This window comes from Xenorhabdus ishibashii (genome assembly GCF_002632755.1).
Lineage (GTDB): Bacteria > Pseudomonadota > Gammaproteobacteria > Enterobacterales > Enterobacteriaceae > Xenorhabdus > Xenorhabdus ishibashii.
The window spans coordinates 3,136,919-3,161,177 of sequence record NZ_NJAK01000001.1 but is presented as its reverse complement, the minus strand read 5'-3'; the positions used below and the strand labels follow the sequence as shown (position 1 = coordinate 3,161,177).

The following is a 24,259-nucleotide window of genomic DNA, read 5'->3' as shown; positions in this document are numbered from 1 at the left end:
AAGAATTCACCACCATTGATGAAAATGGTGAACCGGCCCAACACCATGACCAACTTGCAAACTATCCGCCTGTGTCAGAGCATTTTGTAAATATGTTTTGGCAACTGGCAGCGTGCTTTGCCAATCAGAATAACGCGGACGCAATGCAGCAAGTGCTGCCGACAAAGTACAACCTGTCCCATGAGTATGCCGTGTATTTACTCTGGGAGCGGTAAAACGCCACTCCCCTTCCGAGGTAAAAAGCCAATCAGGGCTTTCCTCATTATTCAAATGCCCACCTTTCAATAACACTGCCTGACATCCCATTGAACATAATGCTCTCCCCTGTCGCAACATTTCATTTTCGGTATCAGCAAGATCACATTTCAATATGGCTGCCGCCTCCGGCAAATTGGGAGTAATCAAAGAGACGATCGGCAGCAATTGCTCTACCATTGTGGTAATAGCCTCCGGTGATAGCAAAGGATCACCACTTTTCGCTACCATAACTGTATCCAATACAATGTAGGGAATAGGATAACGATGTAACGACTCTGCTACTACAGTGATATTAGCCGCATTTGACAACATCCCAATTTTGGCACTGTCTATCCTGACATCTGAAAGCACTGATTCTAGCTGAGCAGCAACAAAAAGAGGATCAAGCTCATAAATTGATTGTACGCCCAGTGTATTTTGTGCAACCAATGCAGTAACAACTGTCGTACCATAAGCTCCAAGCGCAGAAAAGGTTTTTAAATCGGCCTGAATGCCGGCACCACCGCTAGGATCGGTTCCTGCGATAGTGAGTGAATTAATTCTCATTATAATGGTTCCTGTCACCAGCTAAAGAAAAGCGGGTATCGGAACAAGGGATACCATGACTTCCCTACGCTGGCATTATCCAGATCAGGTAATACGGGTACTTCTCAGTTCAATAAAGAACGCCCCGAGTCAAATAAAAATCACTCTATTAGTACCCTAATAGAGTGATATTTGCAATAAGTTATTGTCAGATATTAAAACTGAACTAACGATAAGTATATTTAGCCAGTAATCAGATACCAGACAAATTAAATTTGTTACTATAAAGTTGTGACGTTTGCAGCAGCAGGACCTTTAGGGCCATCCTGAATTTCAAACTCAACTCGTTGGCCTTCAGACAATGTTTTAAATCCATCTTTCGTAATCGCAGAAAAATGTACAAATACATCTTTGCTACCATTAGCTGGAGTAATAAAACCAAAACCTTTAGACTCGTTGAACCACTTCACAGTACCAGTGATTTTTGCCATTTCAAAAATTTCCTTTGAATCACTTTATTAGCCTGTTGGCATAAAAACAAACAAACCAGTATTAGTTACTATTATTTATTTAACAGAACAATACTTCGTTTACCCATATGTTTTATCACATACTCTTTATATAATCGCAAGCCATTTTTTTCAGGTGCTGGAGCCAACGCACATATTTAAAATTCTGAATCTCTATTCCTGCTTGAAACTTCTAAACAATCTGTAAATAACATAACTGCATGAATTAATGTAAAAATAAAAAACCACCTCAAAAAACCTCCTTAATAGAGGTAATACATAATACTATTTTTCATATCTGTTATGGTGTAGATCAGGAAGTTATTGTTATGAAAAATTAATTTCAGATAAAAATAAAAATTATATCTCATTCCCCTTATTATTTCTGAACATACAATATAACCGCCTTACATATAACCAGTTTAATTTTTGTTTATCATTTATTAAATATCATTCAATTATAATATATTGAGGATATCTTTATACGATCAACTGATTCCATAAAGAAAGCGCATGCTATTGGAGGGGGGAAAGTTTAAAAAAATTATATTTTCAAAAAAGAGTATAGCCACTCTCATTCTGAATTATAGAAAAAATATAGAAATAATATTTCATTAAAATGGAATTAACCAGATAATGATATTTATTTACTCATAATCATATGATACAACCCTTTTATCTATGATAAAGGAAAATATCTTCGATTCGCTTTGAGGAATTTATATTTCCAGTTACACACAATAACAGTAATGTACTATTTAGCTGGCTATACTGGTTTGTGTAGTTAACAATAACAATCAGCCGGACATAATACCCGGCTGAAAAAACGTGACATGGCTTAACAACTAATTCATTTATCTTTTGGCTTTCTTTGAGTGAACAATCAAATAGCCAACCCATAAAATACCAATCCAAAATGGCATCAAGATAACTGAAATGCGAATTGGTGGCATCATTAAAATAACGATGAGAACGAATGCCAGGAATGCCAAGCACAGATAGTTCCCAAATGGATACCACAGTGCCTGAAATTTCGTCTTGACACCTTCTTTATCTTTGGCTGAACGGAATTTCAAATGAGCACAACAAATCATAATCCAGTTGATGACCAGAGTTGTTACGACTAATGCCATCAATAATTCAAATGCCTTACCAGGCATAACATAGTTAATCAATACACCAATTGATGTTGCCAGTGCTGATAAACCAATAGATAAGACAGGTACATTACGTTTGTTAACTTTTGTGAGTACACGAGGTGCATTACCTTGTTTAGCCAAACCATACAACATCCGACTATTACAATACACGCCACTGTTATAAACAGACAACGCCGCCGTTAGTACCACCACATTCAACATATTAGCTACCCAAAAGTTATCCAGATCATGGAAGATCAAAACGAATGGGCTACCACCTTCTACAACCTTCGTCCACGGATACAGCGACAGCAAAATAGCCAATGAACCGATATAAAACAGCAAGATTCGATAAACAACCTGGTTAGTTGCTTTTGGGATATTTTTCTCAGGATTTTCTGCTTCTGCTGCGGTAATGCCTACCATCTCCAGGCCACCAAATGAAAACATGATCACAGCCAACGCCATAATCAAGCCAGAAATCCCATTTGGCATAAAGCCACCCTGCTGCCATAAGTTGGTGATACTTGCCTGTGGGCCACCATTACCGCTAATCAGCAAATAACTCCCAAAGATAATCATCCCAATGATGGCACTGACTTTAATAATAGAGAACCAAAATTCGGTTTCACCATATAACCGAACATTAATTAGATTGACGAGATTAATCAGTATAAAGAATATTGCGGCAGAAACCCAGGTTGGAACTTCCGGCCACCAATATTGGATATACATACCAACAGCCGTTAATTCTGCCATGCCAACCAAAATAAACATCGCCCAGTAATTCCAGCCTGATAAAAAACCGGCAAAGCTTCCCCAATATTTATAAGCAAAGTGGCTAAATGACCCGGCTACTGGCTCTTCAACAACCATCTCACCCAGTTGGCGCATAATTAAAAATGCGATAAATCCGCCGACCGCATACCCAAGAAGCACTGAAGGCCCTGCCATTTTAATGGTTTGGGCAATACCCAAAAATAATCCCGTTCCTACTGCACCGCCAAGAGCAATAAGCTGAATATGCCTGTTTTTTAAACCACGCTTAAGCGTAGATTGTTGTTCTAGTTGTTCTGCCATCTAATCCTCTTTTTACGATGCTTAGAACCCGTCTCATTAGAAGTTGTTTTATTTGTTATTTTGAACCTTTGTACCTGAATAGAGTCAGAAATTCTCCTACTCTTCTCAAATTTAGCAAAATCTGCTGAGTTTAAATTTCCTCAACATAATTCCTTCAACATATTGTGGTGGCTGAATTATGTACTGATTTAACGCAATATTGAGTTTGTTAATTCGTATCAAGTGGATATTAAAACATCATTTACAAATAATGAATACTACAGATGCATATTAACACACATGCAGGCAGAATAATGTTTGATTGTTAAAAAGGTAAGTATCGGGTGATGGAACAAACGCCTAATTCAAATACATCATTACCTTGCTCACAATGTACATCCAACGCTAACAAATACAAAAACAAACCTATCAATATCGAACATAGAGTTAAAAGGATTTTTTTAGTATTCAATGAGGTCACCTTAGGATTATTTCATTGTAGTTAACTTTATAATAAAATATTATAGTAAGTTATCATACGATAGAGTGATGCTAGTGTATTAAAGTTTTTAATCTATTCACTATTTTCCCTACTAATGATGGATTTTGTCATCTTGAAAAGAAGTTGTGTATACTTCCCCCCAACCTTCAACCAATTTAAAATTGTAATGGCACAAGATAACCACTTAGCACTTGTATGCGCACTGAGCAAATGGATAGAAAACCATCTTGGCCGTGTCATTCATCTTGAAGAGCTTGCTGCTTATTCTGGCTATTCACTTTGGCATATGCAGAAAATATTCAAGGAAGTTACCGGCATATCTCTTGGGAAGTACATCCGTCAACGACGCTTGGCTGGCGCTGTTTATCTGTTGAAAAATAGTTCCTTGCCTATTTTTGATATTGCCCTGGATTTCGGTTTTGGCTCTCAATCCCATTTCACTTATATGTTCCGTAAAGAGTATGGCATTACACCTTATGATTTTCGCCAAAGTACAGATATTGAACTTGAAGTTAAGCTTCCACTACATCTAACTTACAACTGCGAATCATAAAATTTGGTATCGTTAGCGGCCATTATTCATGGCCGCCATGCCCAATTTATTTATATCCAGCATTTACTTTATCTTTCCGAAAAACATCACTCTATTTCTATATATTGAGCATAAGCTGTTATTGGTATTTTTCGATCAATGCCAGGGCTATCGCTTCCGTTTCTGCATCGGGAATCCCACTAATGTTTGACGGGCGAAAATGCATCTGAAATGCTTGAATAGTTTTATGTGTGGCACTATCCAAAACGCCCGTTTGAGGGATACTATAACCATAAAGGGACAGTACTTTCTGAATGGATATCACTGATGCTGGCATATCCGGTGCCCTACCAGCCAGATATTTATTCACTGTTGTATGATCAGGCCAAGCACCAATTCCCTGTTCATAAAGCTCACGCCACGGGAAAACAGGCCCTGGATCTTTTTTTCTCAGTGGTGCGATATCGCTATGGCCCACAACGTTCACAGCCTGGATCTTATACCTATGAATAATATCCTTTGCCAATCTGATGACTGCATCAATTTGTGATGGGTGATATAAACACCATTCTTTTTTAATAAATTCTTGTTTGAATCCGCAATTAACAATTTCAATACCGATAGAATAGCGGTTTAAACTTTGGTATCCATTCCACTCACTCTTCCCCGCATGCCATGCTCTTTCCTTTTCTGCAACCAATTGGAAAATAATCGGCTCCTTATCCTCATACCTCGGTTGCGAAGGGATAAGGTAATGACTACTAACACGCCCTCCCGTTAATTCCCGTAAAGAGCTTTTATCACCTAATGCAGTATAGTGAAGGACAAGAAATCTAATTGAGTCAATATCTTGCTTGGTCGAATAAGGATAGGAATAGTCAACAATGTAACCATTTCTATCTTCTTGCTTAGGGGAATAAGAACAACCAATCAACAATGTGATAAATATGCATATTACTAATCGTTTTATCATGATCGGTCAGCTATTTTGCAGAAAAAGATAACATTAGAATGATTATATATTAGATGAAACAAAAAGAGATGTGGTGTTCTTATACTTATCCGCATGTTTTTAAAAACAAATAAAAGCCAGCTATCCGTGGAACGAACGAATAGCTGGCTAATAAAATTACTTGATACGCGTCATCTTGTGTTACAGATATCTTATAGATAGACTACATAGACATTTCAGTATCAGCAATTACTCTTCTTACTGTTATGCGGTGCATCATTATCCCAAATACCTTTTTCAACTTGCTGTTGGATCTCTGGGTAGCTATTAATATTGAATGTTGGTAATTTGCCTGATTTTCTCTGCTGGTTATAGTCTTTCGCCAGTTTCATCGCGATACCTGACAACATAAGTATGGCAATCAAGTTAACAATAGCCATACACGCCATTGATAGGTTAGCCATATTCCAAACCAGAGGTACGTCCGCCAATGTACCAAACATCACCATACCCAATGCAGCCAACCGCAGAATAAATAAGCCAGCAGTATGGTTACGCTCCAGGAATATCATGTTGCTTTCAGCATAAGCGTAATTGGCAATAATCGACGTGAAGGCAAAGAAGAAAATAGCAATTGCAACGAACATTGTTCCCCAATGTCCAACAGCGGATGACAATGCTCGCTGAGTTAACTCAATCCCACTGATCGCAGTAACATTTTCGTTAAGAACGCCGGAAGAGAGGATAATCATAGCCGTCGCACTACAGATGACGATGGTATCCATAAATACCCCCAACATCTGCACATATCCCTGAGAGGCTGGGTGTGGTGGATATGGAGAAGCTGATGCCGCTGCATTTGGCGCAGAACCCATTCCCGCTTCATTCGAGAATAATCCGCGTTGAACGCCCTGAAGCATTGCCTGGGAAATACCGTAGCCTAATGTTCCCGCTATCGCTTCCTGAATGCCAAAGGCACTCTTAATAACCAGTGCAAATACCGCTGGGATACGTTCAATATTGTGGCCAACAACCCAAATTGCCAGGATAAAATAAGCAATCGCCATAAACGGTACAACAATTTCCGCGACCCGAGCGATAGAACGCAACCCACCGAAAATTATGATGCCACTGATGATAACTAATATGATACCGACATAAATAGGCTTAATATTAAAGGCAAAGGCGGCCGCTTCCGCAATTGAATTTGCCTGAACGGCATTAAATACAAGACCAAACGCGATAATAAGGAAGAATGAAAACAGAATCCCCATCCATCGCTTCTTCAACCCTTTTTCCATGTAGTAAGCCGGGCCACCGCGATAATTTCCTTGATCGTCTTTCGTCTTGTACAACTGGGCAAGCGTGCTTTCCACAAAGGCAGTCGCCATACCAATAAATGCCACTACCCACATCCAGAAAATAGCCCCTGGTCCACCGGCAGTAATTGCAATGGCAACACCGGCTAAGTTACCGGTTCCTACACGAGCAGCAAGACTGGTACACAAGGCCTGAAAAGATGAAATGCCAGAATCATCCGACTTATTACTTTTTCTCAGAACCGAAAACATGTGGCCGAAGTGGCGAAGTTGTATAAAACCAGAACGCAGTGTGAAGTAAAGACCAACCCCAAGGAGAAGGTATATCAGTACATAGTCCCAAAGAATGTTGTTAATGAAGTTAATCAGATCCGTCAAGATATTTTCCCCTTACTAATTAGCAAACATTAGCTGACCATAATGCCGTATTCGGCGAAATTTTATTGAACTTAATTCCTTTTATAATTAACAGGTAACATAATTCTGTATTTTTCATATACAGAGATACGAGCCATTAAAACAGAAAGAATGTAACACAATATTTATTTCAATGGGTAACTTTTAATGAAATTTTTACATTTACTTTAGTATTATTGAACTTTTACCTTGATATTCATAAGCGCTTCATTTCTTATTTCAAGCCACTTAATTACATTTTTAGCGCAAAAAATACGCAATAATTTTCTTCCCATATATAAGCAAGAAACATAAACAAATTAACAATCATACTTAAAATACGAAACCAGTTGGCAACCAAAATACAACATACCAAAAACAGCATCAATCTAATACCTACACCAATGCCTACAACATATAGAGCATATGTTAACTGGAGATTATTAATATCATGCCAAACAAAATGCATAGAAAAATTTAGATAATCACGTATTGCCATATCACTAATGTAGTAATAACCAAATTCATTAAAAAAAATGGGGTAATTACAAAATTTAATATTGAAATTTCCTATATTTACAAAAACATATGGTAATATTTCACTTAAGATGAGATTATTAAATTTTAACACTGTGATAGTTGGAAAAAGCTACCATTGCATATTAAAATTTTCAGTTGTTATTTTTACAATAGGAAACAACAATAACAATTTGGTAACATGTTAATAATCCACTATCTGGTCATCAGATAATCTGAAAGTGAGGTTATAATTGATGTTAGAGCGAAAAAGAAAAAATCCCGCAGACAACATACTGCCCAAGAGAGTTTACAGAGGAAAATCAAAGTATGAATATCACCCTGCAACAGGTGGTTCAATCTCTATCTGCTGTTTGAGCTCACCAGTATCTGTTGTTTGGAAAGAGTACAATAAAATTGTGGAAAAAATAGAAAAAAATAGCACATAGAGTCCAATATATGTCGAGGTTAATAAAAACGGGAGCCATGACTCCCGTTGATGCTAACTCCATAACCCCTACCATAATAAAACAATAAGATAATCTAATGTTTTTTTGGGGGATTTTATACTATATCCTCAATAATCTATATCATCTTTCATATCTATATACTCAATATTAAATAGCTATCGGGCTACCATTACCGTTAAGAATATAGTCTTCCCAAATTCGTGCTACGATATAAATCACACCTATACATTGATTAAAAACGGAGCATTACTCATGCCTATAAATAACATGATGAAAACTATTGCTATCCCTACCCTAATTACCCTAATGTTATCAACACCTGCCAGTGCAGGAGAAGGTAAACTGATTCAATTACCCGATAAACGATTTGCCGTCCTGTCCACTGGTGATCTGGAAAGTGCCTCAATTGGCAGCTACTCCATTGCTATTTTTAAGGATAAAGATCTCATAGACTTTGAAACTGGAGGTGTATTTAAACGTGATGGTTCAGTATTTGAAGATAATGGCACTCCGAGGATAAAATTTGCTGATATTGATAGTGATGGTGCCAAAGAGCTCATTGTTTCCAAACTTAGTGCAGGCTCTGGAAATTATCTTGAAGTCGATGCACTTAAGATTACCAAGAAAAATGTCAAACTTATCAGCCGCATCTATATAAATGGAAAAAATGATCCTATCAAGTCACTCCGAGCAATATGTAAAAGAGGAAAATGCATAGAGCAAAAGCCTTAATAACCATCTCCTCACTTAAAATTTCTATCCTTTGGGATTCAACGCAAACGTTGAATTATGTACTATTGTTAATGTTGTCGTTCCTGTTAAAGTTATCACTACTATCGTGATATAGTCGATCAAGAGGAAATCATGAAACATCTTTTATTACCAATTTTCCTTGCCCCATTCTTCTCATATGCCGCACATGCTAACGCAGATAAAACCGCAGAAACTTATTGTAACTTATTTGGGAAAGCCTCTGTAGAAGCATTTAAAACTCATGACTCACCCGACACGATAGCGCAAAAGGCATTCAATGAATTAACTGGTAAGGGATTTGATCTTAAAGAGATCCATAGTAACAAGGATGAATTTATTGCATCTATCAAACAAACTGTCACAGAAGTCAGAAAAAATAAACAAGTCTTCCCAAGCACACGCCATTTTGACGAATCATTGGATAAATCTGTTAAGGCATGTAAAGTACAAACAAAACATGCCCTATCTAACAGTACAAAATAAGATCTTGTAGAGCGACATACTATATTGTCGCTCTACTTTACTAACACTTTCCGTTCAAGCTATATTGCTGCCAGTGTTTAATTACTGTCATACTATTATTTTATATATTTAGCTCTATACCATGTGGAGTGGAAATTAAAGAATATCTATTAGTTGTATACACTTATTCCTGTAATACATTCCTTTCATAGATGATTCAGTCAAAAAGTGATTTAATAAAGACTTCTGGAAAGCAAACAATGCTTATACATGGTTAACGTATAATGATGAACTGTTTTACAATGAAATAAGGCGACTACCTAAATAACCATCTTTAAATATAATGGAAATTATACAAATCGTAAATAGGATCGCCATTGTGATGTATTTCACATAATATCTATAATCGATTATTTTAGTTTTTCAATGGCAATGCTATACCCAACATTAAAAACAATAAAAGTACTAAAAAAGTATTTATTGATACAGAGAAATAATATTGAAACGGTGATTTCTCTTTATTGCTCTGATTAGATTCTGTTTTATCTAACAAAAACTTATTATCCTCAATTTCAGTAAGTATCGCTTTTGCGCGTTCTATATCAGCATGATAAACAAGCAGTTTAACACCACCAAATGCCTGAGAATACATGTAGTTATTCCATACAATATCTTCATCTATTACTACTGCATAAATATCTTCTGATAACATCCTGCCCAAGACAATATGGGCATCTATTGGCGATAGAAAGTTCACTAATAACCGCATATTTCCTCTCTGAGGATGACTATTCCACATAAGTACACCATGATGAGATGATTTATAGATCAGTATAGCCTATCATTGCATTATCTCACTTCATTGTTTAATAGTAAAAACAACGGGGACCATTAAGCAATCATTATCTGTTTCTGTTAGTGACTATCACACATAAGAAATAATAGCATCACATAAATCGATACATTTAAGAAACTTAGAGACATCCATCAGGCGTTCAAAATCGTAAGTCACAGTCTTGGCAGCAATAGCACCTTCCATTCCCTTAATAATTAGGTCTGCGGCTTCGAACCACACCTCTTCTTTCACGCCGATATAAGAGTAAGACCACGATTGACTTTCTGGGTTAATATCATCAGCAGAAATTTGTTTGTAACCATCCCTAAACTCAATCGATTTAATTCGGTGTTTAAATTCACCGCTGGGCGAATCCTGAATTTGAGTGCGCCATTTAAATTCCTCAATAGACATATGAGTACCTATAAATGAAAAAACCGCAATTAAGCGGCCTTAGAAATGAAAAACCCGCGCGGGCGGGTTAGTTATAAATTTATGGCTTATCGTGCAATTCGTTCGCTGGCTATCTTATAGGCTTTCGAGTCTTCTCTTATGCCTACCGCTATCACCCAAATCACAATATCTTCATCTATCACCTGATAGACAAGGCGAAATCCAGAAGAACGAAGTTTTATTTTAAAACAGTCAACTAAATCACCATGTAATCTGGCTGACTCGATATAAGGGTTATCTTGTAGCTTCCGTAGTTTCTTTTTAAACTGCTCACGGATGGTATTATCCAGCTTATGCCATTCCTTTAAAGCACGCTCGTCAAACTCAATGTTAAATTTCATCGATATTTACCCGGATGCGTTTAGCGGGATTTTTTAAGCGCTCCCTCACGACATCAAGAATATCCTCATCTTCGTCTTGCTCCGAGACCATCACAGATACTTCTGTGAACGGCAGTTTCTCATTTTCTGCTACATAGCGTAAGAAGAGCCGCATTGCATCGGAAGGAGAAAGGTTCATTTTTTCAAGTGCCTGATAAGCACTTTTTTTAAGTTCTTCATCCACTCTAATCTGAATTGTGCTCATAGCATCACCATATGTAATTACATTTGTATTACATTGTATGCTATTTAATCTATAATACAATGGGTTTTGTGGGAATTTACGCCAGCCGTGGCTTAGAGTTAGAATGGACAGTTTGGAATTCTCAGTTTGTGTAGCACCTTCCAATTATCCTTTTGAACAGGTTTAACTTGAATATGTTCCGTTACTTTTTCCAGTATTCACCTTACTCTATTAGCACATTTTGATGATACGTTGGGGTTGGTTGGTAGCGAAAACTTCTTTGAGCTGTTGCCATGCAGCTAGTTTGATTGATTCATGAAATATAAAATTACATTCCATCTAACCTCCTATAATCCCTAGAAAATAGTATCCTCTTCTTGCCATTTCAGTAGATCACCCTCAGTACATCGCTGGTAACATTTGGACAACGCCACCGAGTGCCATTGATGCGCCCACCATCGCTGCTCCTCCCCAAAATCCTTGGGCGGCAAATGCCGCTCCAACACCACCTGTTGCGTATGCTGCAATAGCAACTAATGCCACACCTAAAATAGTCTGAAATAATCCCGCGCGTTTACTACCAATAATGACAGGCAGGATATGAATATCTTCCGTGCCTTTTGTCATCTCAAGTTCATCCTGACTGATATTTCTGTCACCCACAAAAATAGAAAACGTTAGCCCTTTTTTATGCGCCTCGGTCATATATTTTTCAAAACCGGGTAACAGGTTACGCATGGCGTTAATAGCATGTCGGGCATCCCGTGCTTTATATTGAAATTCTTTGCCGAAGCGGGAAATAAGAGTGCCATGTAAGCGCACGGTGCGCACGGGGGTATCGATAAAAGCCATATTATTCACCTATAAAAAAACCCTCCGAAGAGGGTTGGTTGGACTGAAAAGAAGCTTAAGCAATAGGATTGCGTTATTATTTCTTACATAACAATCTGAAATTCTCCAAGCCAGCTTGGTCATCATCGTCCACTATAACTACAGGTCCATGATGTTTTAGCTTACCGCCTTTGGTTTCAATATAAACATAATATGGTTTTTTCCCTGTGTACCCACCATATGTATTTTTGGCATTAACCATCCCACATACATAACCATCTGATTCATCTTGCGAGGGGTAGAATGAATCAAATTTTGCACTATCTGGATCTTTGAGGTTATCTCTAACAATAGATTCGCCTATGTTAATAAAGTCTTTTTCTGTAGGCTTACAAGCCACTAGTGATAATCCAAAAAACACAACAATTAATACCCTATTCATCCTTACCCCTTTTATTTCTTCGGTAATATTTCTCCATGCTAGTTATGATTTATTATTTATGCAATTTCTCATATCGCAGCATCTTCACAGTTCTGTCTTTCCAATACCCACCATACCCAACACGAATGGGCGACCCACCAACGGCAATTCACCGCGTGGGTAGATAGTCCTGAAATCACCTTCCGGCCAACTGACAATATGCCACGGTAGTTCAGTGGTATCACATTGGGCAGCATCCAGTTCACTCGGCTGGGTGGTGGCGTCCGGGTGGCTATGAACGATGCCGGTAATCGTGCCCCATTCGCTAGCTTTGGCATAATCAAGTGGGGCAAGGTGAAATTGTTCGGTGGGGTTGAGGGCTAAGTTTTTACAAGGAAAGTATTTTTCTACACGACTTTTTTGAGCAATCACGCCACAGCATTCGTTGGGATATTCTGATTTGGCGTGTGCAAAGATTGCCTGTAATGTATTGTCACGCATCGTCACCGCCTGATTAATGCCGCGCCGGGAAAACCGCCAAATGGTAAAGATTCATCTTCACAAAATCGCAACTTACACGCCCTGAGTAAGCCGGAGCATCTGTCTTTACTGGGATCATCAACCGGATTATCGTTTTCATCAAAGTAACGGTTTCCGGCATAATCACAGCCCTTCCCTGTGCGATACCAGCCCCGTGAGCACCATGTGCACAAGCTATGGATTTGTCGCGTGGGTATTCTGAGTCCTTCCAAATCAGCAGGACTGGCCAGCTCGAATGTGACCGATACATCTGTTTCTGACTCTTTTCGGTCAACATAGAAAACCTGTTTCCGCTCCTGTTCGGGGTTGGTGGTCGGGTTCCCCTCTGGAAAGTTCACCGCATCCAGATAATGCACAAAAGTGTCATGAATAATCACCTTAGCCTGAACCATGTCGTCAAATCGCAAGCAAAGCGCTGTCACGACCCCGTTGAGGTTAGCGATGGTTAATTTCGGATGGGCTGACTGTCCGTCACTGGACATCTCCAGCCCCTCCATTTTAACAGGCCACGCACCATATTCTTCTCCTTGCCACCAAATAGATTTCGGTTTGGGTTTATGCTTTGCTGCCTCAATTTCGTCAGGTGTGAGGGGAATACCGTAAGCATGGAAGCGCAAAACGTCTGCACCGAACGCGGTTCCATCCACTTCATACAACCGGATAGTATTACCCGGCTCCAGTTTTTGGATATTTCGCCGCAATATCCTGTTTACGGCGCTCAACCTCTTCGGCATTCTGTATAGCCCTGTCCGCAATCTGGCGCTGCAACTGCTTTTCGGCTTCTAAACGGGCATGTGTGGCCTTGCGGTACGGGTCGGACTCGATGGCGTCATGCAGATCTTGGGTGCGCTGTTTAGCCAGAATGCTGGCCTGCCGTGATCGTGTTGTTAGTCCCTATTTAGTTCACTATTTTCACACTACATCGCAATCTAAACGTGGAGGAAAAGTAACGGCCAATACACTAACGACAAATTTCAAAAAAGCACGCGATAAAGCAGAAATTGATTGGGGGGAAGGAACTCCTGCCTCTTTCCACGAACAGCGTTCATTGTCAGAACGCCTATATCGCGAACAGGGTATTAAAACGAAGGATTTATTAGGGCACAAAACACAACAACAGACCGATAAATATCACGATGACCGCGGTAAAGATTGGATAAAAATTGTGATCTAAAATACCTGAGTTTTGATAAATTGTTTTGATAACTTTTTGATAACCGTTACTCACGTTATAATAAAACAACGGGAACCATTAAGTCCCCGTTATCTGTTTCAATCAGTGACTGTTACATATGAGAGATAATGGCATCACCGAATTCGCTACATTTCAGCAGCTTAGCGCCATCCATCAGGCGTTCAAAATCGTAAGTCACAGTCTTGGCAGCAATAGCGCCTTCCATTCCCTTAACAATTAGGTCTGCGGCTTCGAACCATCCCATGTGGCGTAACATCATTTCAGCGGAAAGGATCACTGAGCCAGGATTGACTTTATCCTGACCCGCATATTTAGGTGCAGTACCGTGTGTTGCTTCGAACAGCGCGCATTCATCGCCAATGTTTGCGCCTGGAGCAATACCGATGCCGCCTACCTGTGCAGCCAGGGCATCAGAAATGTAGTCACCATTCAGGTTCATACAAGCAATAACATCATACTCTGCCGGACGCAGCAGGATCTGTTGCAAGAAAGCATCTGCAATGACATCCTTAATGATGATATCTTTGCCATTTTTAGGATTCTTGATCTTAACCCACGGACCACCATCCAACAGTTCTCCGCCGAACTCAGTGCGAGCCAGTTCATAACCCCAATCTTTGAACGCACCTTCGGTGAATTTCATGATATTGCCTTTATGAACCAGAGTGACTGATTCACGGTCATTATCAATGGCATATTCAATCGCGGCACGTACTAAACGTTTAGTACCTTCTTCTGAACAGGGTTTTACACCGATACCACATTGTTGAGGGAAACGGATCTTACTAACACCCATTTCATCTTGCAGGAATTTAATTACTTTGTCCGCTTCCGCTGAACCCGCTTTCCACTCAATACCCGCATAAATGTCTTCAGCGTTTTCACGGAAAATAACCATATCGGTCAGTTCAGGCTGCTTAACAGGGCTTGGCGTGCCTTGATAGTAACGAACCGGACGCAGGCAGACATACAGATCCAATTGCTGACGCAGTGCGACGTTCAGCGAACGAATACCACCACCTACTGGTGTTGTCAGAGGGCCTTTGATAGCAACACGGTATTCACGGATCAAATCCAGCGTTTCATCTGGCAACCAAACATCTTTACCATAGACATGCGTGGATTTTTCACCTGTGTAGATTTCCATCCAGGAAATTTTGCGCTCACCGCTATACGCTTGCTGAACCGCAGCATCAACAACTTTTAGCATGACCGGCGTAACATCAACACCAATGCCATCCCCTTCGATATAAGGGATAATAGGGTTATTCGGAACACTTAATTTACCTTTGGCATCAATAGTAATTTTTTTACCTTCCGCCGGAACAACTACTTTGCTTTCCATTAACCTCTCCTTTCAAATAAGCGCAATGCCTTGTTAATTTTTTGTAAGGGACGTGTCAATACTACTTGAATATTCTGCAAACGCCAACGGTCGCAGATTTAAGGTATAATACGCACCCTAATTTTTAACGATGGCTTATCATGACAAATATCTCTTTTAAAAAACGCCAACTTAACCGATTCAGCCAAAGAAAAAATAACAGAACCCTAAAAAAAACAATCGGTCCTCGTCGTGTTTTGATTTTTAACAAACCTTATGATGTCTTACCCCAATTTACCGATGAAATGGGAAGGACAACGTTAAAAGATTTTATCCCGTTTACTGATGTTTATGCCGCCGGTCGTCTGGATCGTGATAGTGAAGGCTTGCTGGTGTTGACCAATGATGGAAAATTGCAGGCCAAATTGACTCAACCCGATAAAAAAACCGCTAAAGTTTATTATGTTCAGGTCGAGGGCATTCCTGATGAAACTGCGCTGAATAAACTTCATAGCGGCGTTTTATTGAAAGATGGCCCGACTTTGCCCGCTGGAGCTGAATTAGTGGAAGAGCCGGAATGGCTCTGGGAGAGAACACCTCCTATCCGTGAACGAAAAAACATTCCGGTCAGTTGGCTTAAAATTACGTTATATGAAGGACGTAACCGACAGGTACGTAGAATGACCGCCCATGTGGGTTATCCTACACTGCGCCTAATCCGTTTTAGTATGGGTTTGACGCAATTAGACTCACTATCCCCTGGAGAATGGAGAGAAATTAACCTTGTTTAGTCCACATGTTACAGTTGCCTGCCTTGTTCATGCAGAAAATAAGTTTTTGGTTGTTGAAGAGTTGATCAACGGCAAACCTCTGTGGAATCAACCCGCAGGCCATCTTGAAGCTGATGAAACATTACTGGAGGCTGCTGAACGGGAATTATGGGAAGAAACCGGAATTCGTGCGCAACCGCAAGCATTTTTAAAACTGCACCAATGGGTTGCACCGGATGGAACGCCATTTATCCGTTTTTTATTCTTGGTTGAAATGGAAAAAATTCTGAGCACCAATCCACAAGATAATGATATCCATTGCTGCCACTGGTTAAGTGCAGAAGAAATCCTTAATAGTTCACAGTTACGTTCCCCTCTGGTTACTGAAAGTCTTCTCTGCTATTTAGAGCACAAAACTTATCCACTATCGATACTGGATTATTATGGTTCACCGTTCTTCAAATGAAGACGTTTGATGCACCTTGGCTGCCAACGTGCTAAAGTATTGCGTTTGTTTTTTTCCGCAGTGAGATATTATCCATGTCAGATAACAGCCAGAAAAAAGTCATTGTCGGCATGTCCGGCGGTGTTGATTCATCCGTTTCCGCCTACCTTCTGCAACAGCAGGGCTACCAGGTAGCTGGCCTGTTCATGAAAAACTGGGAAGAAGACGATAGTGAAGAGTATTGCTCGGCTGCCACCGATCTTGCCGATGCCCAGGCCGTTTGTGACAAACTGGGTATAGAATTGCATACCATCAATTTTGCAGCCGAGTATTGGGATAATGTATTCGAACATTTTCTTGCTGAATATAAAGCAGGCAGAACACCAAATCCGGACATTCTTTGCAATAAAGAAATCAAATTCAAAGCATTTTTGGAATTTGCCGCAGAGGATTTAGGTGCTGACTATATCGCAACCGGACATTATGTCCGTCGTCGGGATGTGAACGGCACTAGCCAATTGCTCCGTGGCCTGGATGACAACAAAGATCAAAGCTATTTCTTATATACCTTAAGCCACCAGCAAGTTGCCAAGAGCCTGTTTCCAGTAGGAGAATTGGAAAAACCCGAAGTACGCCGCATTGCCGAAGAAATTGGCCTGGTTACCGCAAAGAAAAAAGATTCAACCGGTATCTGCTTTATTGGTGAGCGTAAGTTCCGTGATTTCCTTGGGCGCTATTTACCCGCCCAGCCTGGCCCAATTATAACCGTGGATGGACAAACTATCGGCCAACATACTGGCTTGATGTACCATACGCTCGGCCAACGCAAGGGACTAAGAATTGGGGGTACGAAAAATGGCAGTGAAGAACCTTGGTATGTCGTTGATAAAGATGTCGAAAATAACATACTGATTGTTGCCCAAGGCCATGAACATCCTCGCTTGATGTCTGTCGGTTTGATTGCCCAGCAACTTCATTGGGTTGATCGCCACTCCCTGCAAGCAGAAATACGCTGTGTAGTTAAAACACGTTACCGTCAGCATGACATTCCCTGCACTGTCGTCCCTCTGGGCGAAGATAAAATTGAGGTTCGTTTTGATAGCCCTGTTGCCGCTGTCACCCCTGGTCAATCTGCCGTGTTTTATCAAGGTGAAATCTGTCTCGGTGGTGGCGTAATCGAACAACGTATACAGGAGTAGTTGTGGCTAAAAATTATTACGATATTACACTGGCTCTGGCAGGTATCTGCCAGTCAGGCCGTCTGGTACAAAAACTTGCCCATGAAGGCCAGTGTGATACTGATGCTTTTGAGATCATGATAAACAGCATCCTGAACATGAACCCAACATCCACGCTGGATGTTTTTGGCAATAACGCCTGCAACCTGCGTATTGGCCTTGATGCCATGTTGGGAATGTTCAATGGTTCACATAGTGGCGTTTCTGCTGATCTTACCCGCTATATGCTGAGTTTGATGGTACTGGAACGCCGTTTGAATAAAAATCAATCTGGCATCAACCAATTGACAAATCGCATTGAACAATTAGAACGTCAGCAAGCCCATTTTGAGCCTATGTCAGAGGGAATGCTCAACGCCCTGGCTGGAATTTATGTCGATGTTATCAGCCCACTGGGACCACGCATTCAGGTGACGGGTTCACCTGACGTATTACGTAATACATTAATTCAGGCAAAAGTCAGATCTGTGTTGCTGGCCGGTATCCGCAGTGCCGTTTTATGGCGACAAGTTGGCGGTGGCCGCCTGCAAATCATGTTTTCGCGTCAGCGCCTGATCCGACAGGCAAAAGAGATCATCGCTAATTGTTAGATAAAGACTATTAGCTAAAAACTGTTAAACCAAAGCTGTTAAGCTTAAATTATTAAATAAAATCCGGGAGTTGCTACCAATGGAATTATCCTCACTGACCGCTGTTTCTCCAATTGATGGCCGTTACGGCGATAAAGTCAGCGCACTACGCACTATTTTTAGTGAGTTCGGCTTACTAAAATTCCGTGTGCAAGTCGAAGTACGTTGGCTGCAAAAACTGGCCGCAACAACAGAAATCAAAGAAGTTCCTGCTTTTGATGCCAACGCAAACGCTTACCTTGATGAAATCATTGTAAATTTCAATGAACAGGATGCATTGCGTATTAAAGAAATTGAACGCACAACCAACCATGATGTTAAGGCTGTTGAGTATTTTCTGAAAGAAAAAGTTGCGCATATCCCCGCTTTGCATCAAGTTGCAGAATTTATTCACTTTGCCTGCACATCAGAAGATATTAATAACTTATCGCATGCATTGATGCTTAAAACAGCCCGTGAAGAAGTGCTGCTACCTCAATGGCGCCAAATAATCGATACCATGACACGCATGGCACATGATTATCGCGATCTGCCACTGCTATCACGCACCCACGGTCAACCTGCCACACCTTCTACTGTCGGCAAAGAATTTGCTAACGTGGCCTATCGTATGAAGCGCCAATTCCGTCAGCTTGAGCAGGTAGAAATTCTGGGTAAAATCAACGGTGCGGTCGGTAACTACAATGCACATTTGTCAGCCTATCCACAAGTTGACTGGCACCAATTCAGTGAATCATTTGTGACTTCTTTGGGTATTCAGTGGAACCCGTATACCACTCAGATTGAACCCCATGATTACATCGCTGAACTGTTTGATTGTGTGGCACGCTTTAATACCATCCTAATCGATTTTGATCGCGATATCTGGGGCTACATCGCCTTGAACCATTTCAAGCAAAAAACCATTGCCGGAGAAATTGGTTCTTCTACTATGCCACATAAAGTCAATCCGATTGATTTCGAAAATTCAGAAGGAAACCTGGGTCTGGCAAATGCGGTTCTGGGGCATCTTGCCAGCAAACTGCCTATTTCTCGCTGGCAGCGTGACCTGACAGATTCAACAGTATTGCGTAATCTGGGTGTAGGCTTGGGATATGCACTGATTGCTTATCAATCCACGATGAAAGGGTTGAATAAGCTGGAAGTTAATGAACCGAACTTACTGAGTGAACTGGATAACAATTGGGAAGTATTGGCAGAGCCTATCCAAACTGTTATGCGCCGTTATGGAATTGAAAAACCGTATGAAAAACTGAAAGAACTGACTCGTGGTAAACGTGTTGATGCTGAAGGCATGAAAACGTTTATTGATGGCCTTGAACTTCCTGAAACGGAAAAAGAGCGCCTCAAGTCCATGACGCCCGCGAATTACATTGGATACGCGACTTCGCTGGTTGATCAGTTAAAATAATTTCTGTTTACTCATATAAATGGGCGGGATGAAACCGCCCATACGCTGCAATTTCACACCCACTACGTAGTTTCAACAAACTCCCTGCCACCTCGTAGCAACTTGAATGTTACCGAGTACATGAAGTTATATAGAAGTTAAATAGGTTGTAAATTTATTTACCATTTCAACCTAACTATTTGTTTTTAAATAGTCTAATTATTAATATACCGACAAAAGCTAAATAGTTACTATACTTAGTATACTCATAATTATATATCTATAATTTTACTTAATATTTATTGACGAAATTGATTACTTAGCTATTTTAAATTTATTTGATAAACATTACTGATTAGCATAAGGAATCATTTATGCGGATATTGATCGTTGAAGATAACGCGCTACTTCGCCATCACTTAACCGTACAATTACGGGATATCGGACATCAAGTAGATGCTGCGGAGAATGCTAAAGAAGCGGATTATTACCTTAAAGAGAGTCACCCTGATATTGCTATCGTTGATTTAGGGTTACCGGGAGAAGATGGCCTTAGCATGTTACGGCGCTGGCGCAGTGAGCAAATTAATTTACCTATTCTTGTCCTCACCGCTCGCGAAAGCTGGCAAGAAAAAGTCAACGTGCTGAACGCAGGTGCAGATGATTATGTTACCAAGCCCTTTCATCTGGAAGAAATTAATGCCCGCATACAGGCATTAATGCGACGCAATAGTGGTTTGGCATCACAATTAGTTGAAATATTACCATTTTCAATCAATCTCTCGAGAAAAGAGTTTTCTATCCATGATATCAATATTAAATTGACCGCCTTTGAATACATTATTATCGAAACCTTAATGCGAAATAATGGCAAGGTTGTCAGTAAAGAAACGCTAATGCGCCAACTGTACCCAGACGCTGAATTACGTGAGAGTCATACAATTGATGTATTAATGGGGCGTTTGAGGAAAAAAATATTGAATGAATGGCCGGAAGAGGTCATTGTCACTGTGCGTGGCCAAGGGTATCGTTTCGATGTGAAATCTTATGATGCTTAAGTTTTCTAAAAAGCCTTTTTCCCTGAGAACGCGGTTTCTCATGGCTACGGCTGCTATTATTCTTGCACTGACGCTATCATATGGAATTGTTGCTATCGCCGGATATTTAGTCAGTTTTGATAAAACAAGCTATTCCATACTCCGTAGCCAAAGTAATCTATTTTTCACCTTAGCCAGATGGGAAAATAACAAGCTAGAAATTCTTGTTCCTAAAGATTTTTCCATGAATTACCGCTCATTAACACTGATCTATGATAATGACGGGAATATTCTCTGGCGCCAGAATAATGTGCCTGAATTGGAGAGAATGATTGATCCTGATTGGCTGAAAAAAGATGGCTTATACACACTAGAAGCGTATTTTAAAGAAAAAGGGGATTTTTTCTATAATCCAACAGCAACGCCAAATCAAGATAATACAAAAAAGGCAGAAAATAGTAAGGACGTGTTATTAACCTACTCAGTTGCTGTAAATGTTTATCCGGCCACTGACAAACTGCCTGCCATGACCATTGTTATCATTGATACCATCCCACAAGATGTACAGGAATCAGCAAAAGTATGGGAGTGGTTTGGATATGTGCTAATTGCTAACTTACTTCTAATCATTCCGTTAATCTGGCTTGCCGCTGATTGGAGCCTCAGGCCAATAAAATCCTTAATTACCCAGATCAGTTCACTAGAAAATGGCGAAAGGGAAGAACTGGACGAGAAAAATCCCCCTACTGAGTTAAAAGGACTGGTCAGAAACTTAAACAACTTGCTATCCAGCGAACGTAAACGCTATGCAAAATATCACACGACACTCTCGGATTTAACGCATAGCTTGAAAACACCTTTAGCGGTATTGCAATCGACTCTGCGCTCTCTATTACCCCCTCAAAAGCTGACTATTGAACAAGCTGAACCCATTATGCTGGAACAAATTGATCGGATATCACAACAAGTTGGTTACTATCTACACAGAGCCAATATGCGCAGCGACAATAGCCTACTCCTAAGACAGATTTCTTCTGTCCCAATCTTGTTAGATTGCCTAATCAGTGCCCTGACCAAGGTATATCAACATAAGGACATCAAAATTATGCTAGATGTCTCTCCAGAAGTGACATGGTTGGGGGAAAAAAATGACTTTCTGGAAGTGATGGGCAACATTCTGGACAATGCCTGTAAGTATTGCCTGAAACTGGTCAAAATCACCGCCACGATGGGAGAAAATTCAGTCACTATTATTGTCGATGATGATGGATTAGGTGTTCCCCCTGATAAGCGTGATATGATTTTTCAGCGTGGATTACGAGCCGATACATTGCGATCAGGTCAGGGGCTTGGATTATCGATCGCTTCTGAAATTGTCGAACAATATGAAGGTGATATCAGTGTTGATGATAGTCCACTTGGTGGCGCCAGAGTAAGCGTAATATTTGGCAGCCAACACAATACAGCCACACCATAATAATGACAATACTGATTCAGCGATTACAAGCACACTCTCGAAATATTTCAACCAAATCTAATACCGCCATTGACTATTCGTTATAATAGCGCGAAATTCATTTCTCATTTCACTCACTTCAGGATGTCACCATGGATTATCAGCTAAATCTGGACTGGCAAACGTTTTTGCAAAACCATTGGCAAAAACGGCCATTATTGATTAAACAGGGTTTCCATCAATTTGTTGATCCCCTTTCCCCGGATGAGCTGGCGGGACTGGCGATGGAAAATGAAATCGATAGCCGCTTGGTCAGTCAGAAAAATGGGCGCTGGGAAGTTTCCCACGGTCCCTTTGAAACCTACGACCATTTAGGTGAAAAAGAGTGGTCTTTGCTTGTACAAGCTGTTGACCATTGGCATCTCCCCTCTTCTGCACTTATGAAGCCATTCCGTGTACTGTCTGACTGGCGTATGGATGACTTGATGATCTCTTTTTCAGTACCCGGCGGTGGTGTTGGCCCACACCTTGACCAATATGATGTTTTTATCATTCAAGGAAAAGGGCGCAGACGCTGGCGGGTAGGTGAAAAAATCCCCATGAAACAACATTGCCCTCACCCTGATTTATTGCAGGTTGAACCCTTTGAAGCAATTCTTGACGAAGAGATGTTACCGGGCGATATACTCTATATTCCACCAGGTTTCCCACATGAAGGTTATGCTATTGAGGATTCACTGAACTATTCAGTGGGGTTCCGTGCCCCTAATGCCCGTGAATTATTCAGTGGATTTGCAGATTATATTCTGGCAAACGAGCTAGGAAGCCATCGCTACAGCGATCCTGAACTGACATTCCGTGATAACCCAGCCCTGATCCAGGCAAACGAGCTGGACACACTGCGTTCAATGATGCGTGAATTGTTAGAGCAACCAGAAACTTTCCAAAATTGGTTTGGCGAATTCATCTCCCAATCGCGCCATGAATTAGATCTCGCACCACCAGAACCCCCGTATGAGAGCGACGAGATTTATGATTTATTGAAACAAGGTGAAGAATTAAGTCGATTGAGTGGCCTGCGCGTTCTGCGGATTGGCGATCAATGTTTCGTCAATGGGGAGCTGATGGATACCCCTCATATCCATGCCACTGATGCCCTGTGCCAATATGACAAAGTCAATGCGGAACTTCTGGGTGATGCTATCGATGATGTCCGATTCATCAGCCTGCTCACAGCTTTGGTTAATAGCGGTTATTGGTATTTTAATGATTAATTTGAATAAAGGGGCATTTTTTCTATGCCAGTCAGCTTAACTGACTGGCATGAAGTATCTTTATTTCTTTTTGAATCTGCGGATTGTTACTTAAAGACTCGCCGCGATACCAGATAATGCATTTCCCCAGCGAATAATACTCTTTCTGCTGGGGAAGCTAAAAGCTATACCACCCTATCTGCAATACCCCAGAAAAGCTATTTCTCTGTCCAGTTACCATGAATCCTTTTTTGCAGCCTTTGTGGTATACATAGTCAGTACCCTAAAAATTTTTATCTCTTTATCGTGCATTTCTTCGGATTTAAAATAACCATCTTTATTCCTGTCAGCAATAATCACATTTATACCTGAGCTCTTTGCTAATCCAGAAATGATAATGAACATATATGAATTTCCTTTTCTGACCAAGGATTCAGAAGCAGGAATTTCATAAATTTAATCAATAAAAAGCAGCACAATGAACTA

27 protein-coding genes, 2 pseudogenes and 1 riboswitch are annotated in these 24,259 nt (G+C 40.4%); of the genes and pseudogenes, 13 read left to right on the top strand and 16 right to left on the bottom strand.

The window, feature by feature from the left end; genetic code table 11:
* Nucleotides 1-6 precede the first annotated feature (6 nt).
* From thiD to mgrB, 4 genes are all read right to left on the bottom strand, one after another.
* Complete coding sequence (gene thiD, locus Xish_RS14950; protein ID WP_208614861.1) at nt 7-807, bottom strand: bifunctional hydroxymethylpyrimidine kinase/phosphomethylpyrimidine kinase; 801 nt, start codon at nt 805-807, stop codon at nt 7-9.
* A gap of 41 nt (nt 808-848) precedes the next feature.
* Nucleotides 849-941: riboswitch (TPP riboswitch) on the bottom strand.
* A 123-nt stretch (nt 942-1,064) separates the two neighbouring features.
* Complete coding sequence (gene cspE / locus Xish_RS14945) at nt 1,065-1,274, bottom strand: transcription antiterminator/RNA stability regulator CspE (protein ID WP_099118511.1); 210 nt, start codon at nt 1,272-1,274, stop codon at nt 1,065-1,067.
* A gap of 872 nt (nt 1,275-2,146) precedes the next feature.
* The gene (locus Xish_RS14940) at nt 2,147-3,511 is read right to left on the bottom strand and encodes an amino acid permease (RefSeq protein WP_099118510.1); all 1,365 of its coding nucleotides are present in this window, start codon (nt 3,509-3,511) and stop codon (nt 2,147-2,149) included.
* 304 nt (nt 3,512-3,815) lie between these two features.
* Nucleotides 3,816-3,971, bottom strand: a complete 156-nt coding sequence (gene mgrB / locus Xish_RS14935; protein WP_099118509.1) for a PhoP/PhoQ regulatory lipoprotein MgrB — start codon at nt 3,969-3,971, stop codon at nt 3,816-3,818.
* A gap of 187 nt (nt 3,972-4,158) precedes the next feature.
* On the opposite strand from mgrB, the gene Xish_RS14930 reads away from it, so the two are divergent.
* Nucleotides 4,159-4,545, top strand: a complete 387-nt coding sequence (locus tag Xish_RS14930; protein ID WP_099118784.1) for a helix-turn-helix domain-containing protein — start codon at nt 4,159-4,161, stop codon at nt 4,543-4,545.
* Between the two features lie 118 nt (nt 4,546-4,663).
* Here Xish_RS14930 and Xish_RS14925 read toward each other — a convergent pair whose 3' ends face one another.
* Together Xish_RS14925 and Xish_RS14920 are read right to left on the bottom strand one after the other, a co-directional pair.
* Nucleotides 4,664-5,494 carry an N-acetylmuramoyl-L-alanine amidase gene (locus tag Xish_RS14925; RefSeq protein ID WP_244186143.1) on the bottom strand — a complete coding sequence of 277 codons (831 nt, stop codon included), beginning with the start codon at nt 5,492-5,494 and terminating at the stop codon, nt 4,664-4,666.
* A 224-nt stretch (nt 5,495-5,718) separates the two neighbouring features.
* A complete protein-coding gene (locus Xish_RS14920; protein ID WP_099118507.1) occupies nt 5,719-7,173 on the bottom strand; it encodes an alanine/glycine:cation symporter family protein in 1,455 nt (484 codons plus the stop codon).
* A gap of 791 nt (nt 7,174-7,964) precedes the next feature.
* Here Xish_RS14920 and Xish_RS18685 point away from each other — a divergent pair.
* The 3 genes from Xish_RS18685 to Xish_RS14905 all read left to right on the top strand — a co-directional run bounded on the left by Xish_RS18685 (nt 7,965) and on the right by Xish_RS14905 (nt 9,413).
* Nucleotides 7,965-8,156 (top strand): hypothetical protein, encoded by a 192-nt coding sequence (locus Xish_RS18685; protein WP_167366747.1) that lies wholly within the window; start codon nt 7,965-7,967, stop codon nt 8,154-8,156.
* Nucleotides 8,157-8,429: 273 nt separating this feature from the next.
* A complete protein-coding gene (locus Xish_RS14910; RefSeq protein WP_099118505.1) occupies nt 8,430-8,909 on the top strand; it encodes a PliI family lysozyme inhibitor of I-type lysozyme in 480 nt (159 codons plus the stop codon).
* 132 nt (nt 8,910-9,041) lie between these two features.
* Entirely contained in the window at nt 9,042-9,413 is a 372-nt protein-coding gene (locus Xish_RS14905) for a hypothetical protein (protein WP_099118504.1), read from the top strand.
* A 394-nt stretch (nt 9,414-9,807) separates the two neighbouring features.
* Here Xish_RS14905 and Xish_RS14900 read toward each other — a convergent pair whose 3' ends face one another.
* The 8 genes and pseudogenes from Xish_RS14900 to Xish_RS14860 form a co-directional block, all read right to left on the bottom strand.
* Nucleotides 9,808-10,191 carry a putative signal transducing protein gene (locus tag Xish_RS14900; protein ID WP_099118503.1) on the bottom strand — a complete coding sequence of 128 codons (384 nt, stop codon included), beginning with the start codon at nt 10,189-10,191 and terminating at the stop codon, nt 9,808-9,810.
* 126 nt (nt 10,192-10,317) lie between these two features.
* Nucleotides 10,318-10,641 (bottom strand): phage tail protein, encoded by a 324-nt coding sequence (locus Xish_RS19420; RefSeq protein WP_141553986.1) that lies wholly within the window; start codon nt 10,639-10,641, stop codon nt 10,318-10,320.
* Between the two features lie 86 nt (nt 10,642-10,727).
* On the bottom strand, nt 10,728-11,021 hold the full coding sequence (locus Xish_RS14890; protein ID WP_099118502.1) for a type II toxin-antitoxin system RelE family toxin: 294 nt from the start codon (nt 11,019-11,021) through the stop codon (nt 10,728-10,730).
* Nucleotides 11,011-11,265 carry a type II toxin-antitoxin system RelB/DinJ family antitoxin gene (locus Xish_RS14885; RefSeq protein ID WP_099118501.1) on the bottom strand — a complete coding sequence of 85 codons (255 nt, stop codon included), beginning with the start codon at nt 11,263-11,265 and terminating at the stop codon, nt 11,011-11,013. The genes Xish_RS14890 and Xish_RS14885 overlap by 11 nt, the downstream gene beginning before the upstream one ends.
* 378 nt (nt 11,266-11,643) lie before the next feature.
* Nucleotides 11,644-12,096, bottom strand: coding sequence for a tail assembly protein (locus Xish_RS14875; protein ID WP_099118500.1), 453 nt, complete (start codon nt 12,094-12,096; stop codon nt 11,644-11,646).
* Nucleotides 12,097-12,172: 76 nt separating this feature from the next.
* Nucleotides 12,173-12,517 carry a hypothetical protein gene (locus tag Xish_RS14870; protein ID WP_244186063.1) on the bottom strand — a complete coding sequence of 115 codons (345 nt, stop codon included), beginning with the start codon at nt 12,515-12,517 and terminating at the stop codon, nt 12,173-12,175.
* 114 nt (nt 12,518-12,631) lie between these two features.
* A pseudogene (locus tag Xish_RS14865) lies at nt 12,632-12,997 on the bottom strand (C40 family peptidase); the annotation flags it as partial.
* Between the two features lie 2 nt (nt 12,998-12,999).
* On the bottom strand, nt 13,000-13,770 hold the full coding sequence (locus Xish_RS14860; protein WP_099118499.1) for a phage minor tail protein L: 771 nt from the start codon (nt 13,768-13,770) through the stop codon (nt 13,000-13,002).
* Between the two features lie 137 nt (nt 13,771-13,907).
* Here Xish_RS14860 and Xish_RS14855 point away from each other — a divergent pair.
* Nucleotides 13,908-14,210 (top strand): annotated as a pseudogene (locus Xish_RS14855) (site-specific integrase); the annotation flags it as partial.
* Between the two features lie 112 nt (nt 14,211-14,322).
* On the opposite strand, the gene icd reads toward Xish_RS14855, so the two are convergent.
* Nucleotides 14,323-15,576 (bottom strand): NADP-dependent isocitrate dehydrogenase, encoded by a 1,254-nt coding sequence (gene icd / locus Xish_RS14850; RefSeq protein ID WP_099118497.1) that lies wholly within the window; start codon nt 15,574-15,576, stop codon nt 14,323-14,325.
* Between the two features lie 140 nt (nt 15,577-15,716).
* Between icd and rluE the strand changes: the two genes are divergently transcribed.
* From rluE to Xish_RS14810, 8 genes are all read left to right on the top strand, one after another.
* A complete protein-coding gene (gene rluE / locus Xish_RS14845) occupies nt 15,717-16,346 on the top strand; it encodes a 23S rRNA pseudouridine(2457) synthase RluE (protein ID WP_099118496.1) in 630 nt (209 codons plus the stop codon).
* Complete coding sequence (locus Xish_RS14840; protein WP_099118495.1) at nt 16,339-16,791, top strand: NUDIX hydrolase; 453 nt, start codon at nt 16,339-16,341, stop codon at nt 16,789-16,791. Before rluE ends, Xish_RS14840 begins: the two co-directional genes overlap by 8 nt.
* Before the next feature lie 74 nt (nt 16,792-16,865).
* Nucleotides 16,866-17,969, top strand: coding sequence for a tRNA 2-thiouridine(34) synthase MnmA (mnmA, locus tag Xish_RS14835; RefSeq protein WP_099118494.1), 1,104 nt, complete (start codon nt 16,866-16,868; stop codon nt 17,967-17,969).
* Between the two features lie 2 nt (nt 17,970-17,971).
* On the top strand, nt 17,972-18,598 hold the full coding sequence (hflD, locus tag Xish_RS14830; protein ID WP_099118493.1) for a high frequency lysogenization protein HflD: 627 nt from the start codon (nt 17,972-17,974) through the stop codon (nt 18,596-18,598).
* Nucleotides 18,599-18,677: 79 nt separating this feature from the next.
* Nucleotides 18,678-20,048 carry an adenylosuccinate lyase gene (gene purB, locus Xish_RS14825; protein WP_099118492.1) on the top strand — a complete coding sequence of 457 codons (1,371 nt, stop codon included), beginning with the start codon at nt 18,678-18,680 and terminating at the stop codon, nt 20,046-20,048.
* A gap of 353 nt (nt 20,049-20,401) precedes the next feature.
* Nucleotides 20,402-21,085, top strand: coding sequence for a two-component system response regulator PhoP (phoP, locus tag Xish_RS14820; RefSeq protein WP_099118491.1), 684 nt, complete (start codon nt 20,402-20,404; stop codon nt 21,083-21,085).
* A complete protein-coding gene (gene phoQ, locus Xish_RS14815; RefSeq protein WP_099118490.1) occupies nt 21,078-22,541 on the top strand; it encodes a two-component system sensor histidine kinase PhoQ in 1,464 nt (487 codons plus the stop codon). Before phoP ends, phoQ begins: the two co-directional genes overlap by 8 nt.
* A 131-nt stretch (nt 22,542-22,672) precedes the next feature.
* Complete coding sequence (locus Xish_RS14810) at nt 22,673-23,794, top strand: ribosomal protein uL16 3-hydroxylase (RefSeq protein WP_099118489.1); 1,122 nt, start codon at nt 22,673-22,675, stop codon at nt 23,792-23,794.
* 213 nt (nt 23,795-24,007) lie between these two features.
* Here the strand turns inward: Xish_RS14810 and Xish_RS18680 are convergent, their stop codons facing one another.
* Nucleotides 24,008-24,178 carry a hypothetical protein gene (locus Xish_RS18680; protein ID WP_167383273.1) on the bottom strand — a complete coding sequence of 57 codons (171 nt, stop codon included), beginning with the start codon at nt 24,176-24,178 and terminating at the stop codon, nt 24,008-24,010.
* Between the last annotated feature and the right edge of the window lie 81 nt (nt 24,179-24,259).